Origin of the sequence: Pseudomonas edaphica, assembly GCF_005863185.1 — a bacterium.
GTDB classification, from domain to species: Bacteria; Pseudomonadota; Gammaproteobacteria; order Pseudomonadales; family Pseudomonadaceae; genus Aquipseudomonas; species Aquipseudomonas edaphica.
On the sequence record NZ_VBVZ01000084.1, the window covers coordinates 1 to 15,081 of the forward strand.

Annotated in this window: 12 protein-coding genes; 3 read left to right on the forward strand and 9 right to left on the reverse strand. The window is 59.8% G+C overall.

Annotation, left to right across the window (positions count from 1 at the left end; all coding sequences use genetic code 11):
* Positions 1 to 94: 94 nt before the first annotated feature.
* The 6 genes from FEM54_RS08085 to FEM54_RS08110 all read right to left on the reverse strand — a co-directional run bounded on the left by FEM54_RS08085 (position 95) and on the right by FEM54_RS08110 (position 8,145).
* Positions 95 to 1,198: a PepSY-associated TM helix domain-containing protein gene (locus tag FEM54_RS08085; RefSeq protein WP_017138008.1), complete on the reverse strand. Its 1,104-nt coding sequence runs from the start codon at positions 1,196 to 1,198 to the stop codon at positions 95 to 97.
* 62 nt (positions 1,199 to 1,260) lie between these two features.
* Positions 1,261 to 3,690 carry a TonB-dependent siderophore receptor gene (locus FEM54_RS08090; RefSeq protein WP_138450353.1) on the reverse strand — a complete coding sequence of 810 codons (2,430 nt, stop codon included), beginning with the start codon at positions 3,688 to 3,690 and terminating at the stop codon, positions 1,261 to 1,263.
* A gap of 206 nt (positions 3,691 to 3,896) precedes the next feature.
* A complete protein-coding gene (locus tag FEM54_RS08095) occupies positions 3,897 to 4,859 on the reverse strand; it encodes a FecR domain-containing protein (protein WP_138450355.1) in 963 nt (320 codons plus the stop codon).
* The gene (locus FEM54_RS08100; protein ID WP_017138011.1) at positions 4,856 to 5,374 is read right to left on the reverse strand and encodes an RNA polymerase sigma factor; all 519 of its coding nucleotides are present in this window, start codon (positions 5,372 to 5,374) and stop codon (positions 4,856 to 4,858) included. The genes FEM54_RS08095 and FEM54_RS08100 overlap by 4 nt, the downstream gene beginning before the upstream one ends.
* A gap of 144 nt (positions 5,375 to 5,518) precedes the next feature.
* Positions 5,519 to 6,226 carry a 3'-5' exonuclease gene (locus tag FEM54_RS08105; RefSeq protein ID WP_138450357.1) on the reverse strand — a complete coding sequence of 236 codons (708 nt, stop codon included), beginning with the start codon at positions 6,224 to 6,226 and terminating at the stop codon, positions 5,519 to 5,521.
* The gene (locus tag FEM54_RS08110; RefSeq protein WP_171045807.1) at positions 6,223 to 8,145 is read right to left on the reverse strand and encodes a putative nucleotidyltransferase substrate binding domain-containing protein; all 1,923 of its coding nucleotides are present in this window, start codon (positions 8,143 to 8,145) and stop codon (positions 6,223 to 6,225) included. The genes FEM54_RS08105 and FEM54_RS08110 overlap by 4 nt, the downstream gene beginning before the upstream one ends.
* 247 nt (positions 8,146 to 8,392) lie before the next feature.
* Between FEM54_RS08110 and FEM54_RS08115 the strand changes: the two genes are divergently transcribed.
* Both FEM54_RS08115 and FEM54_RS08120 read left to right on the forward strand, forming a co-directional pair.
* Positions 8,393 to 8,839 (forward strand): response regulator, encoded by a 447-nt coding sequence (locus FEM54_RS08115; protein WP_017138015.1) that lies wholly within the window; start codon positions 8,393 to 8,395, stop codon positions 8,837 to 8,839.
* A 128-nt stretch (positions 8,840 to 8,967) separates the two neighbouring features.
* Positions 8,968 to 9,369: a hypothetical protein gene (locus tag FEM54_RS08120; protein WP_138450361.1), complete on the forward strand. Its 402-nt coding sequence runs from the start codon at positions 8,968 to 8,970 to the stop codon at positions 9,367 to 9,369.
* A gap of 248 nt (positions 9,370 to 9,617) precedes the next feature.
* Here the strand turns inward: FEM54_RS08120 and FEM54_RS08125 are convergent, their stop codons facing one another.
* A complete protein-coding gene (locus FEM54_RS08125; RefSeq protein WP_138450363.1) occupies positions 9,618 to 11,795 on the reverse strand; it encodes a malate synthase G in 2,178 nt (725 codons plus the stop codon).
* 379 nt (positions 11,796 to 12,174) lie between these two features.
* Between FEM54_RS08125 and FEM54_RS08130 the strand changes: the two genes are divergently transcribed.
* Entirely contained in the window at positions 12,175 to 12,687 is a 513-nt protein-coding gene (locus tag FEM54_RS08130) for a glycine cleavage system transcriptional repressor (RefSeq protein WP_017138018.1), read from the forward strand.
* 223 nt (positions 12,688 to 12,910) lie between these two features.
* Here FEM54_RS08130 and rarD read toward each other — a convergent pair whose 3' ends face one another.
* The gene (rarD, locus tag FEM54_RS08135; RefSeq protein WP_017138019.1) at positions 12,911 to 13,795 is read right to left on the reverse strand and encodes an EamA family transporter RarD; all 885 of its coding nucleotides are present in this window, start codon (positions 13,793 to 13,795) and stop codon (positions 12,911 to 12,913) included.
* Between the two features lie 178 nt (positions 13,796 to 13,973).
* Entirely contained in the window at positions 13,974 to 14,948 is a 975-nt protein-coding gene (locus FEM54_RS08140; protein WP_056857817.1) for a serine/threonine protein kinase, read from the reverse strand.
* Positions 14,949 to 15,081 lie beyond the last annotated feature (133 nt).

The window sequence follows — 15,081 nt, forward strand, 5'->3', positions numbered from 1 at the left end:
TCACCCAACAGCGCCGCAAACAACCCGGCAGCGCTGAGCAGGCCAATCCCCAGCGGAATGCCAAACACCTTCCAGAAACTCGATTGGCGCGGCTTCATGACTTGGCCGCCTTGCGCCGCACAATCCACAGGTAAACACCGCTGCCCAACACGATGATGGTCAGTACATCCAGCACCGCCCAGAGGATCTTCATCGGCAGGCCGCCATAGTCGCCAAAGTGCAGCGGCTGGGACATGCCCATGGCGTCCATGTACCACGGCCGTTCGGCGATGGCGGTGACGGCCAGGGTGCTGGCGTCGATCAGCACCGGCGTGAGCAGGTGTGAGGTCAGATGCGTGCTGCCCTTCATGAACACCGCGTAGTGGTGTTCGCTGGAAAAGCGCGTACCGGGGAAGGCGATAAAGTCCGGCTCCATGCCGGGCGCGGCCTTGGCGGCGATGCTCAGCAGTTCGGTGGCCGGTGCGCGTTGGGTCAGCGGCGGCGCGTTTTTGTACGGCTCGATCATGGCGCTGAGGCTGTCCTGGCGCCAGGCGGCGATGATCAAATCGGCGCAGGCGCTGATCACGCCGGTGACACCCACCACCAGCGCCCAGGTCAGCGTGACCACGCCGATCAGGTTGTGCAGGTCGAGCCAGCGCAGACGGGTGGATTTGTCTTTACGCACGGTGGCGAACTTCAACCGGCGCATAAACGGCAGGTACAGCACCGTACCCGAGACAATTGCCACCACAAACAGAATGCCCATGAACGCCAGCAGCAACTTGCCTGGCAGCCCGGCGAACATATCCACGTGCAAGCGCAGCAGGAACAGGGTCAACCCGCCATTGGCCGCCGGGGTTTCCACGGCCTCACCGGTGCGCGCATCCAGCATGAAGGTGTGGGACGAGTTGGGCTCGGTGCCGGCCGTGGCAGCCATGATCGCGATCACACCGTTTTTGTCGTCTTCGTCCCACGCCAGGTACTGCATGGCCTCGCCGGGGCGATGGGCCTGGGCTTTGGCCACCAACTGCTCAAGGTTCAGCTGCGGCGTGTCGGCGGGCATCTGTGCCAGTTCCGGCTCGTTGCCCAGCAGGTGGTCGATCTCGTGGTGAAACACCAGCGGCAGGCCGGTAAGGGCAAGCAGCAGCAGGAACACCGTGCAGATCAGGCTGGTCCAGGTGTGGATAAAGGACCAGCGGCGGATGGTTTTGCTTTTCATTTTCTAGCCTTCAGACACACCGAAGCCGCCCACAGGGGCGGCCCGGTTGTTAACTCAGCCGATTACCACTGATAGGTGGCGCTGGCGACGACGCTGCGTTGGTCGCCGTAGTAGCAATAGAAACCATCACAGGTTGAAATGTAATCCTTGTCGAACAGGTTGGTTGCGTTCAGTTTCACCGAGGCACCTTTGAGGCTGTTGTCCAGACGGCCGAGGTCGTAGTGCACGGCCGCATCGAACACAGTGTAGGCGTCGGCCTTGCCCAACCATGTATTGCCTTGGTCGCCATAGGTATTGCCGGTGTAGCGAGCACCCAAGCCAATACCGAAGCCGTCGAGGACACCCGTGTGCCAGGTGTAATCTGTCCACAGGGTTGCTTGCTGGTTTGGCATCAGTTGCAGACGATTACCTTTGTAGTCGCCTTTTTGCACCTCGGATTTGGCCAAGGTATAGGAAGCGATAACTTTGAGGTTTTCGGTCACATCAGACACTGCTTCCAGTTCCAGGCCTTTGACTTTCACTTCACCGGTCTGGTTGGTGACTGGAATGCTGCCGGCGGTAGTGGTAGTTACCAGCACGTTTTTCTGGGTCAGGTCATACACGGCGGCACTGAGCAAAGTGTTCGAGCCCGGTGGCTGGTACTTGATACCCAGTTCCCACTGTTTGCCTTCGGTGGGTTTGTACGATTCGGTTGCCGAGACGCTGGCATTGCTCGCAGGTTGGAAGGATTCAGCGTAGGAAATATAGGGTACGAAGCCGGAATCAAATACGTAGCTGAGTGCGGCGTTGCCGCTGAAATGTTTGATTCGGTCGGTATTGGTCGCATCTTTCTGGTTGAAGTACGTGGTGCCCTGATGCACCCAGTCTTCGCGGCCGCCCAAGGTCAGGCGCCATTGGTCAAGCGCCATCTGGTCTTGAGCGTACAGGCCGGTCTGCACGGTTTTCTGGTTGTAGTCGTAATAAGCCCCGGAGCGAGCGGGACGAACGATGGGCTGGCCGTAGATCGGATTGTTAACGTTGGTCTTCAGGCCATCGCCGTAAATCGACAGGTAAGAGGTATCGGTGCGCTGGTGATCCAGGCCGAGCAGCAGGGTGTGGGAGATTTCGCCGGTGGCGAAGTCGGCCTGGAAGTTGTTGTCCAGGGCCAATTGGCCGATGTTCTCGTCCACGTTTGTCGACGTGCGGCCGACGTTGCCGTCTGCATCAACCATCGTGTAGGGATACGCACCTACGGTGAGTGTCTGAAATGACAACTCCGATTTGGTGTAGCGCAGGTTCTGACGGAACTGCCAAGTGTCATTGAAGCGATGCTCGAAGGCATAGCCCAATGCGTAGTAGGTGCGGTCGTAGAACTCGTAGTTCGGGTCGCCCAGGTTTTTGTGATGGGAAATATCACCCAGTGGTGATTTGATCTTGGTGCCCTGGATGGGCAAAAACTGGCTGGTGGCGCCGGTATCGTCGCGGGTGAACTGCGACAGGAAAGTCAGCTTGGTATCCGGGTCGATATTCCAGGTCAGGCTCGGCGCAATGTTGTAGCGCTTGTTGTCGATGTGATCGATCTGGGTGCCGGCATCGCGCACCACGCCACTGAGGCCATACAGAAACTGCCCTTCATCATCAATCTTGCCGGTGCTGGCGAAGTTGATCTGGCGGTAGTTGTCACTGCCGTATTGCACCTGGATGGCGCTGCTTTGTTCTGCGCTGGGACGGCGGCTGACCATGTCCAGCAGGCCGCCCGGCGGCGTTTGGCCGTAGACCGACGAGGCCGGGCCACGCAGCAGGGCGAGGCGGTCGAGGTTCCAGGTTTCGGCTTTGGGGTTGGCGTACACGCCGCGTGGCAGTGGCAGTCCGTCGAGGAATTGCGTGGGTTCGAAGCCGCGCACGCGCATCCAGTCATAGCGGGTGTCGCTGCCGTAGCTGGCGGACACGATGCCGGGCATGTATTTAACCGCGTCATCCAGGTTCTGGACGTTGCGGTCCTGCATCTGCTCACGGGTGGCGATGGAGATCGAGCGCGGCGCTTCGACCAGCGCGGTGTCGGTCTTGGTGCCAGCGGCGGTGCGCTTGGCCAGGTAGCCGTCGACTGGCCCCCAGGCGCTTTCATCGCTGCCCTGGGCAATGATGCTGGTCTCTGGCAACGCCACGACACCTTCCGGGACAGGCACCAGCGTAAACGTCCCGGCACTGCTTTGCTCCAATTGCAACCCGGTGCCACGCAACGCCTCGCGCAACGCGGCCTGGGCATCGAATTGGCCTTTGACCGGTGCTGAGGTCTTGCCCGCTGCCAGCGAAGGGTTCAGCGTCAGGGCCAGGCCCGACTGGCTGGCGATCTGGTTCAGGGTGCTCGCCAATGGCGCAGCCGGCAGGTTGTAGGCGCGCACGTTGCTAGCCTGTTCGGCGGCGATCAGCGCGGTGCTCGTCAGCGGGGCGCTGAGGGCAATGGCCATGGCTAACAGGCTGGGGCGCAACAAGGTGTCTAGCGTGCGGGACATGGGGCGGCTCCTGAATGAAAATATTTCTCAATTGCCTAGGTGCCGGATGAGAATCAGAAAGTGATAGGGCTGGGTGAAAATATTTTTTTGAGGTAGCTTTGAGGGCCTCATCGCAGGCAAGCCAGCTCCCACCTTTAACGGTGTTCACAATTCCAAAGGTGGTAGCTGGCTTGCCTGCGAAGGCGATCGGCCAGGCACTGAAAAACCTAAGGCTTAGCCTTCACGGTCACCCACCACGGCGTGTGCTGCTCGATCTGCACCGGCAAGGTCGGCAGCAGGGCATTCAGCGCCAGGGTGGTGTCGTGCAGCGGGAAGCTGCCGGTGATGCGCAGGTCGGCCACGGTTTTATCCACGCCCAGGTAGCCGGTGCGGTAACGACTCAGCTCTGCAACCACATCGCCCAGGCGGGCGTTGTCGACCACCAGCATGCCGCGCGTCCAGGCGTCTGCGGCGGGTGTGAGCACCCGCGCAGGGCCGAGGCCGTCGCTGCGCATCAGCACTTGCTGGCCTTGCTTGAAAATCTGCTCCTGATGCAGCGCCTCAGGCTGGGCGGCCACGGCAGACTGCAGCACGCTCAGGCGCGTGGCGTCGTCTTCGCGCCTGACGATAAACCGCGTGCCCAGGGCGCGCAGGCTGCCGTCGCGGGTTTGCACGTAGAACGGCCGCGCATCGTTGTGGCCGGTTTCGACTTGGATTTCGCCTTCCTGCAACACGATCAATCGGCGTTTTTCATCAAAGCGCACGTCGATGGCGCTGTGGGTGTTGAGGTTGATCAGTGTGCCGTCGGCCAGCTTCAGCGTGCGTTGTTCGCCGGTCGCTGTGCGTTGGTCCGCCAGCCAATAATGGATCGGCACGTAACGTTCATCGGCAAACAGCGCCAGGCCGATCACCAGCGCGATGCTGGCCAAACCGCCGCCCAACTTGCGCACGCGCTGGCGAATGCCTTGGCGTGACTGCAACAGCGCCGCGCGCGCCGGGCCAGAAGCTACGCTGAAGCGCTGGTCGAGCATGCCCAGCTGACGCCAGGCGCGTGCGTGTTCTTCATCACTGGCCAGCCATTTGGCGAACTCTTCCTGTGCAACCAGGCTGCCGTCGCCTGAGCCCAGCGAGAGTTGCCAGGCAATCGCCGCATCCAGCACACGGGCGGTGACCGGTTTGGAGCCTGTCACAGCGGTTCGCCATACAGTGCGATGTAGCACTGGCGAATGCCTTGGGCCAGGTACTGGCGCACACGTGGCACCGACACACCCAGGCGCTGGGCGATTTCGGCGTGGCCCAGGCCGTCGAGGCGGTTATAGAGGAAGGCAGCGCGGGCCTTGCTCGACAGCTTGCCGAGCAGGCGGTCGATGGCCTTGAGGTCTTCGAGGATCAGTTGCTGTGCTTCGGGCGAGGGGTGTTCGCTTTCCGGGATCAGCATCAGCTCGCTGAGGTACGCCTGCTCCAGCGCCGCGCGGCGGAAGTAGTCGAACAGCAAGCCTTTGGCGATGGCCACCAGGAACGCACGTGGCTCGCGCGGTTCGCGCAGCTCGTCCCGGCCCAGCAGGCGTATGAAGGTGTCCTGGCTTAAGTCTTCGGCGCGGCTCGGGCAGGCCACATTGCGTCGCAGCCACGCCAACAGCCAGCCACGATGGTCGCGATACAACGCGCCAACAAGCTCACTGTGTGGGGTTTGGACCGACGACAAGGCATCACCGAATAAACAAGGGGTTTAAACTAACGAGAATTATTCGCGATTGTGTCAGAGGCAGGGAGTGGGCGCAATTGGCGTCTGTCGGGCGATCGTTCCCACGCTCTGCGTGGTAATGCCTCCTGGGACGCTCAGCGTCCCCTACAAAGAGGGCGCTTGTTTGCGACGTGTCCATTGGCTCAAGCGCTCTTGCAGCACCTGTGGGCTGTCGATTCCCTGTTGGCGCGCACGGCTGAACAGGATGAGCATCAGCTCTGCCGTGGCCAACGCATCGGCACTGGCGTGATGGCGTTCGCCCACGTGCAGCTTGAAGTGGTTGATCCAGTCGTCGAGCCCGGCCTCGCGAATATTCGCGTCGGGGCACAACAGCGGGGCGATGTCGGCTACATCGAGGAACGGATGGGCCAGCCGATAGCCCAGGCTGCTCTTAAGCGCCCGGCACAGCATGTGTTGGTCGAACGGCGCATGGAACGCCAGCAATGGGCTGTCGCCGACAAAGGCCATAAAATCCAGCAAGGCTTGCGCCGGGTCGCTGCCGGCGGCAATTGCACTGGGGCCGAGGCCATGGATCAGCACGCTGGGGCTGAGCTTGGTGTTGGGCTGTTGCAGGGTGCGTTCGAACATCTGCGAAAAATCCACCGCGCCATCCTCGATCACCACCGCGCCGATGGACAGCACTTGGTCGCGGTTGAGGTTCAGGCCGCTGGTTTCCAGGTCGACCACCACCCAACGCTGGCTGCGTAACGACCCTTCGCCCAGCAATGCGGGCTTGGGCAATTGTGCCAGTCGCTGCTGCTGAGCCGCGTCGAGCCCGGGCTTGTTCTTGCGCAGCCAACTGAACAGGCTCACAGCTGATACCGTAGCGTCAGGCTGCTTTGCAGGCGTTGGGCCTGGCGCAGGGATTCACGCAGGATGCGCCGGTCCAGGTGGTTGAGGCTGTCGGGGTCGACGCGGTTGGAATACGGCAGGTTCTCGCGGGTTTGCAGCTGATGCTGCTGCATGCGGGTTTGCTGGATAAAGTGATAGGCCTCCTCATAGGCAGCGCCATCCAGCGGCTCAATGACCTCCTTGACCACCAGTTGGCGCAGGCGCTCCAAGGTATTGTTGGCGTGGATACCGTTGGCCAGGGCCAACAGGCGCGCGCCATCTACAAAGGGCGTAAGGCCCTGCACCTTGAGGTCGAGCGTGGCCTTTTCGGTGCCTTTGCGCGTCAGCACAAAGTCGCGGAAACGCCCGACCGGCGGGCGCTGGCGCAAGGCGTTCTCGGCCAGCATGCGTTGGAATAAGCGGTTATCGGCCACCTGATCCAGAATGCCCTGGCGCAGTTGCTCGCAACCGCGCTCGTCACCCCACACCACGCGCATATCGAAATAGATGCTCGACCCGAGCAGGTTCTCCGGCGTGGCCTCGCGAATAAATGCACCGAAGCGTCGCGCCCATTCGGCCCGTGACAGGCACAGCTCGGGGTTGCCGGCCATGATATTGCCCTTGCACAGGCTGAAGCCGCACAACGCCAGGCTTTGGTTGATCTGCTGCGCCAGGGGCAGCAGGCGACCGCGGATCTCGGCGGCTTCGGCGGCGTCCTTGGCTTCAAACAGGATGCCGTTGTCCTGGTCGGTAAACAGTGTTTGCTCGCGGCGCCCTTCGCTGCCGAAACACAGCCAGCTGAAGGGCACGTCAGGGTCACCTTTCTCGGCCAGAGTCAGTTCGATCACCCGGCACACGGTGTGGTCGTTGAGCAGGGTAATGATGTGGGTGATCTGGGTGGACGACGCACCATGGGCCAGCATGCGTTCCACCAGTTGGCCGATCTCGCCGCGAATCACCACCAGGTTTTCCACCCGGGGCGCGTTGCGGATGGTGCGGGCCAAGTGCACCAGGTCGACCCGTTGCAGGGAAAACAGGTCGCGCTCGGACACCACGCCACACAGGCGCTGGTCTTTTACCAGGCACACATGGGCGATGTGTCGCTCGGTCATGGCGATGGCGGCATCGAAAGCGCTGTGGTCCGGGCTTAAAAAGAACGGCGCCTGGGTCATATGGCCGGCGATGGCTTGATTGAAATCGCCGGTGCCATCGGCGACCACCTGGCGCAGGTCGCGCAAGGTGAAAATCCCCAGCGGCGCCTTGTGCGCGTCGACGATCACGATGCTGCCCACTTGTTGCTCATGCATCAGCGTCACCGCTTCGCGCAGCGGCGTGGTCGGGCTGCAGGTGACCGGATGGCGCATGGCCAATTCACCCAGGCGGGTGTTCAGCGAATACTGGGTGCCGAGGGTTTCCACGGCCTTTTGCTGCACCTGCTGGTTGACCTGATCCAACAGGCTGCTGACTCCGCGCAGGGCAAAATCGCGAAACGGGCTGGAAAGGGCGAACAGCTTGATAAACGCCGGCTTGTTCAGTTGCAGGCAGAAGGTGTCTTCGGCGGCTTTGTGCTCGGTGCGTGTCGCACGCTCACCCAGCAACGCGGCAAGAGGGAAGCACTCGCCGGTGGTGATCTCGAAGGTGGCTTGCGTCGAGTCCGGCCGCTCGCCGACTACGCGGCCCTGCTTGACGATATAGAAGTGCTCCACCGGCCCGCCGGACGGTTTGAGAATGCTGTCGCCGGGGCCGTAGAAACGCAGCTGGCACTGTTCGACCAAGAACGCCAGGTGGGCGTTTTCCATCTGGTTGAACGGTGGGAAGCGTTGCAGGAATTGCAGGGTGCCGTGGATGTTCTGCAACACGGCGGTTTTTCCCGCGTGCGTGAAAGCATCAGCTTTACTCATAACAGTGACCGCAGTTTTTTTGTCGTTATCGTCCTGCATGGTCGACTCCCGCGCGGCGGGTGCCCATTGGACGTAAGTCTAGGTCTGGGCAAAACCATTCACGACTAGGGAAAAACCTTACATGACTATCGTCCAAACCCCGTAGAACGCCCACTAGGCAAACTTTCCGACGAAGTGCACATTGTTCGCCCTTCCGCAGATGTCTGACGAGTGTGCTGGGAGATTGAATAGAACTGCTGAGAAACGTATGTCCGACCACGATATTTTGAGTGATGCCGAGCGCGAGGCGCTGAGCGCCGTGATGCTGGAGCCCGATTTGCCGCCACAGCGGGTGTTGATTGTCGACGACGACAAGGACGCTCGTGAATTGCTTGCGGAGATCCTGGGTCTGGACGGCATTCGCTGCATGACCGCCGACAGTGGCGAGACAGCGTGGGATTTGTTGAGCTCCAGCAGTTCCATCGGTTTGCTGATCACCGATTTGCGCATGGCGCCGAGCAACGGCCTGCAATTGATTCGCAAAGTGCGCGAGTCAACCCGTGCGGCGTTGCCGATCATCATCATGTCGGGGGACGCGGAAGCGCCGGATGTGATTGATGCGATGCATTTGAGCGTGGTGGATTTTTTGCTCAAGCCGATTGATAGCGTGAAGTTGGCGAAGATGGTCAAGCGGGAATTGGGGATGGCGCAGTAGCTACCGCTGGTCGGACTTCTGTAAGAACTGTCAACTTTGACAGTAGCGGTGGTGTGAGCATCGCTGTTCACTTGGTTTGAGGGCGGTCGGAATCACCGCCTCAACTTACTAGAGAACAGAGGCCAGTCATGAGCACAAATGGAAGTTACACCACTGCCAATTTTATGAAGCTGGAAATCACCAAGAAAGGCAGCTTTTATAAAAGTTTTGATTCTCACGATGTTAATGTTGAAATTGCGGGCGAAGACTCCGGGCTCTACAGCTATCGGGGGGCTGATACCTTCTCTGTGTTTTTTAAGCCTCAAACTGAGGATGGGGTCGCTACTTATAAATTTGAAAGCAAGGATGAAAAATTTATTTGGACCTTGAAGGACGGTATTAGCAATAAATATTTTTTTATGAGCGGTACTTTGAAGGAAACTGTCACCCACTCCGCGAGCAAACGGGCGTATGAGCTGAATGGGATGTTTGCAGATAAGGGGGTCGAATATAAAGTGGTAGGTGCTTCTGAGTGGAATGATGATTTGTAATTAATTGAGTTGTTCTGTAAGCATTCCTGGTTTTTGGAGTGCAGGCATTTGGAGTTTTACTGCTATAGGCAGCGCTTTGTAAGTGCGCGAGAGGGTGCTCATTGTGACGGTTGATTAATGAGCCTTGATGAAGATAAATGTCAGATAGTTATGTTTTTTCGAGCGGCAGTCCTATTGTTTAGCTCATTGCATGAAGTGCAATGGTTAAAACAGTAAAGCCCTGATCTTGCGATCAGGGCTTTTTTCATTTACAGGCCGTTTTTAGCCTTGAACTCACGACGCCGACGATGCAACACCGGCTCCGTATACCCATTCGGCTGTTTAGTCCCTTCAATCACCAACTCCACCGCCGCCTGGAACGCGATGTTGCTGTCGAAATCCGGTGCCAGCGGGCGATACAGCGCATCCCCGGCATTCTGACGGTCCACCACCGGCGCCATGCGCTTGAGGCTTTCCATCACTTGGGCTTCGTTGACGATGCCGTGGCGCAACCAGTTGGCGATGTGCTGGCTGGAGATGCGCAGGGTGGCGCGGTCTTCCATCAGGCCCACATCGTTGATGTCCGGCACTTTCGAGCAGCCGACGCCCTGGTCGATCCAACGGACCACATAGCCGAGGATGCCCTGGGCGTTGTTATCCAGTTCGTTGCGGATTTCTTCGTCAGACCAATCGGTGTTGCTGGCCAGAGGAATGGTCAGGATATCGTCTACCGAAGCGCGCTCGCGCTTGGCCAGTTCGGTCTGGCGGGCGAACACATCAACCTTGTGGTAGTGCAGCGCATGCAGCGCAGCCGCCGTCGGCGATGGCACCCAGGCGGTGTTGGCGCCGGCCAGTGGGTGAGCGATTTTCTGTTCGAGCATCGCCGCCATCAGGTCGGGCATGGCCCACATGCCTTTACCGATCTGTGCACGACCTTGCAGGCCGGTGCTCAAGCCGATATCGACGTTCCAGTTTTCGTAGGCACCGATCCATTTTTCCGCCTTCATGGCGGCCTTGCGCACCATCGCGCCAGCTTCCATGGAGGTGTGGATTTCATCGCCGGTGCGGTCGAGGAAGCCAGTGTTGATAAACACCACGCGCTCGCTGGCCGCCTTGATGCAGGCCTTGAGGTTGACCGTGGTGCGGCGCTCCTCGTCCATGATCCCGACTTTCAGCGTATTACGCGGCAGGTTCAACACGTCTTCGATGCGGCCGAACAGCTCATTGGTAAACGCTGCTTCTTCGGGGCCGTGCATCTTCGGTTTTACGATATAGACGGAACCGGTGCGGCTGTTCTTGCGGCTGCTGTTGCCGTTGAGGCTGTGGATCGCCGCCAGGCTGGTGAGCAGGCCGTCGAGGATACCTTCCGGTACTTCGTTGCCGTCTTTATCCAGGATCGCGTCGATGGTCATCAAGTGGCCAACGTTACGCACGAACAGCAGCGAACGGCCGTGCAGGGTCACGTCCTGGCCATCCACGCCGGTGTAGACGCGGTCGGCGTTCATGGTGCGGGTGAAGGTCTTGCCGCCCTTGGCCACTTCTTCGGCCAGGTCGCCTTTCATCAGGCCGAGCCAGTTGCGGTAGATCACCACTTTGTCATCGGCATCGACGGCGGCGACGGAGTCTTCGCAGTCCATGATGGTGGTCAGCGCGGCTTCCATCAGCACGTCTTTGACGCCGGCGGCGTCGGTCTGGCCGACCGGGGTGCTGGCGTCGATCTGGATTTCGAAGTGCAGGCCGTTGTGTTTAAGCAGGATCGCAATCGGCTCGGCCGCAGGGCCCTGGAAACCGATCAGTTGTGCGTCGTCGCGCAGGCCACTGTTGCTGCCGCCCTTGAGGCTGACGATGAGCTTGCCATCCACCATCTTGTAACCGGTGGAATCGACGTGGCTGCCGGCGGTGAGCGGCGCGGCTTCGTCGAGGAAAGCACGGGCGAAGGCAATTACCTTGTCGCCACGCACTTTGTTGTAACCCTTGCCCTTCTCGGCGCCGTCGGCTTCGCTGATGGCATCGGTGCCATACAGCGCGTCGTACAGCGAGCCCCAGCGTGCATTGGAGGCGTTGAGGGCGAAGCGGGCATTCATGACCGGCACCACCAGCTGCGGGCCGGCCATGCGGGCAATTTCGTCATCGACATTTTGGGTCGAGGCCTGGAAATCTGCGGCTTCTGGCAGCAGGTAGCCGATATCTTGCAGGAAGGCTTTGTAGGCCACTGGGTCGTGGGCTTTGCCTGCGTGGGTCTGGTGCCAGGTGTCGATCCGCGCCTGGAAATCATCGCGTTTGGCGAGTAGGGCTTTGTTCTTCGGTGCCAGGTCGTGGATGACCTTGTCGGCGCCGGCCCAGAACTGGTCGGCAGTGATGCCGGTGCCGGGAATGGCTTCGTTGTTCACGAAGTCGAACAGGACTTTGGCGACCTGCAGGCCACCGACTTGAACGTGTTCAGTCATTGCTTGCCTCACTCTGCGGAGCTTATGCGCTGTTTCAGATTTTCATTATGTAGTGCACGGTTTGGCATACTACATGATGACTTGCGGTTGTGAAAATTAGACTAAATACGTCGTTTGGCGACTCATTTTGGTCGTACGGTCACAGCGGAGAATCAGATGTTCTCAAAAAACTATTAGATTGTTCCAGATAAATATAAAAATGGTACACGATTTGTTTTTGACCACTTCTGTAGGAATTGGCTTTGTGTGGGAGCGGGCTTGCCCGCGATAGCAATACATCGCCCACGGATGTGTAACTGACACGCCCCCCATCGCGGGCAAGCCCGCTCCCACAGGGTGTGTGCCTATAATCGATGATCAACCCACCGAGGGCTTCGCCATGGACCATCTTGTACTCACTATTATCGCCGCCGACAAACCCGGCCTGGTTGAACGCATTGCGCAGAACATTGCCGCCCACGGCGGTAACTGGCTGGAAAGCCGCATGGCGCACATGGCCGGGCAGTTTGCCGGGATTTTGCGGGTCAGCGTGCCGACGGAACAGCGTCAAGCCCTGGTCGGCGCGCTGGAGGACTTATCCACCCACGGCATTCGTGTGCTGGTGGGCGAGGGCAGCAGCGGGCAGGCCTCGGCGTCCAAATCGATCATGATGACGTTGGTGGGCAATGACCGCGCAGGCATCGTTCGCGAAATCACGGCGCTATTGAGCAAACAAGGCGTGAACCTGGCGAGCCTGAGCACGGATGTGCGTCCGGCGCCCATGAGCGGTGATCCCTTGTTTAGCGCCGAAGCGTTGTTGCAGGTGCCGGCCGCGTTGTCCCTGGATACCTTGCAGCTGTCCCTGGAAACCTTGGCCGATGATTTGATGGTGGAACTGCACCACGAGGAATAATCGGTCCACAAGGTTATGCATGGAAATCTTGCATGGGCCTGTGGATAACCTGTAGAGACCCGGCGCCAGGCCATGCCGGCCGGGCTTCTTCGTCGATTGAGCAAAAAACGAGCAGTTTCAATGGCTTGTGCACAAATGGCGGGGATCAGGGTGTGGATAACCTTGGGGTGAATGCCTGCAAGCCACGTGCACTGTGGCTTGCAGAGATTTGTACGTTATTTGATCAGCGTTTGCGCACCGTCAGCCAGGCATCCAGGCTGTAGACCACCAGGCCCGCCCAGATAAATGCGAAAGCAATCAGCGTGCTGGTCGCCAGGTGTTCACCGAACAGCAGCACCGCTTCCAACAGCACTAGCGTCGGCGCCACGTATTGCAAAAAGCCCAGTGCGGTGTAGGGCAAATGCCGTGCGGCCGCGTTAAAACACACCAGCGGAATCAGCGTAACCGGGCCTGCGGCCACCAGCCACCAGGCTTCGGAGGTGCTCCAAAATTCAAGCTGCGCACTATGGGCCGATGGGTTGAACAACAACCAGGCGACGGCGATCGGCACCAGCATCCAGGTTTCCACCACCAGCCCTGGCAGCGCCTTGACCGGCGCCTGTTTGCGGATCAAACCGTAAAAGCCGAAGGTCAGTGCCAGCACCAGCGACACCCACGGCAGACTGCCGACTTGCCACACTTGCTGCGCCACACCCACCGCCGCCAGCCCGACGGCGATCCATTGCAGGCGGCGCAGGCGCTCGCCCAGGATCAGCATGCCCAGCAGCACATTCACCAACGGGTTGATGTAGTAACCCAGGCTCGCTTCCAGCATGCGCCCGCTGTTCACCGACCACACATAGGTCAGCCAGTTGGCCGCAATCAACGAACCACTGAGTGCCAGGATCGCCAGGCGCTTGGGGTTGTCGCGCAGTTCACGGAACCAGCCGGGGTGCTTCCACACCATCAACAGCAAACCGCCGAACAGCGCTGACCACAAGACGCGGTGCACGATGATTTCGGCGGCGGGAACACTGGCGATGGCTTTGAAATAAAGTGGGAAAAGACCCCAGATGACATAGGCACTCAGGCCCAGGATGTACCCTTTGCGGGGGTTGGCGGCGTGCATTGCAGAATCCTTGCTCAGGCAGCTTACAAAGCGCGATTGTAAGGATTTTTGTCAGGCAAGGCAGGGGCTTTTCTGTGGGAGCTGGCTTGCCTGCGATGAAATCACCTTAGTACCACTGATACACCGAGTTGTCTGAATCGCAGGCAAGCCAGCTCCCACACCGGTGGTGTACTGCTCTTTAGAAGAGTTTGAGGGGTTCTTCATTGAGCGCCGACAGTTGCTCACGCAACGCCAACACCTGGTCGCCCCAATACCGCTCGCTGCCAAACCACGGAAAGCTGTGGGGGAATGCCGGGTCATCCCAGCGCCGGGCCAGCCAGGCGCTGTAGTGCATCAGGCGCAAGGCGCGCAGGGGTTCGATCAAGGCCAGTTCGCGTGGGTCGAAGTCGTGGAACTCCTGGTAGCCGTCCATCAATTCCGACAGCTGGCCTAGGCATTCCTGACGGTCGCCCGCGAGCATCATCCACAGGTCCTGCACGGCCGGGCCCATGCGGCAGTCGTCCAGGTCGACGATGTGGAACATCTCGTCGCGGCACATCATGTTGCCGGGGTGGCAGTCGCCGTGCATGCGGATGTTCTTGTGCGGTGTGGCCTTGTACACCTCTTCCACGCGCTTGAGCAGGTCGCGCGCGACAGACTCGTAAGCGGGCAGCAGGCTTTTGGGAATGAAATTGCCTTCAAGCAAGGTGTTGAGGGAATCGTGACCGAAGTTCTTCACACCCAAGGCTTCGCGGTGTTCAAACGGGCGGGTGGACCCCACCGCGTGTAAACGGCCGAGCAATTGCCCGAGGCGATACAGCTGATCCAGGTTGCCCGGCTCCGGCGCCCGACCGCCACGGCGTGGGAACAGGGTGAAGCGAAAGCCCGCGTGTTCGAACAGGCTTTCGCCGTTATGCACCAGCGGTGCAACCACCGGCACTTCGCACTCGGCCAGTTCGAAGGTGAAGCGGTGTTCTTCCAGGATCGCTTCGTTGGTCCAGCGCTGCGGGCGGTAGAATTTGGCGATCAGCGGCTCGGAGTCTTCGATGCCCACCTGATACACGCGGTTTTCGTAGCTGTTAAGCGCCAACACGCGCGCGTCGCTGAGAAAGCCGATGCTTTCGACGGCGTCGAGTACTAAATCGGGGGTGAGTGTTTCAAACGGGTGGGCCATGCGAACTCCTGCGCGCAGCAGGGCGCCGCGTCCGGCCGGGTATGGTAACGCACCAACGCTGAGATAGGTGGCGACTGTGCCATTGCCATCGCAGGCAAGCCAGCTCCCACACTTGAGCGTGGAATGCGCTCAA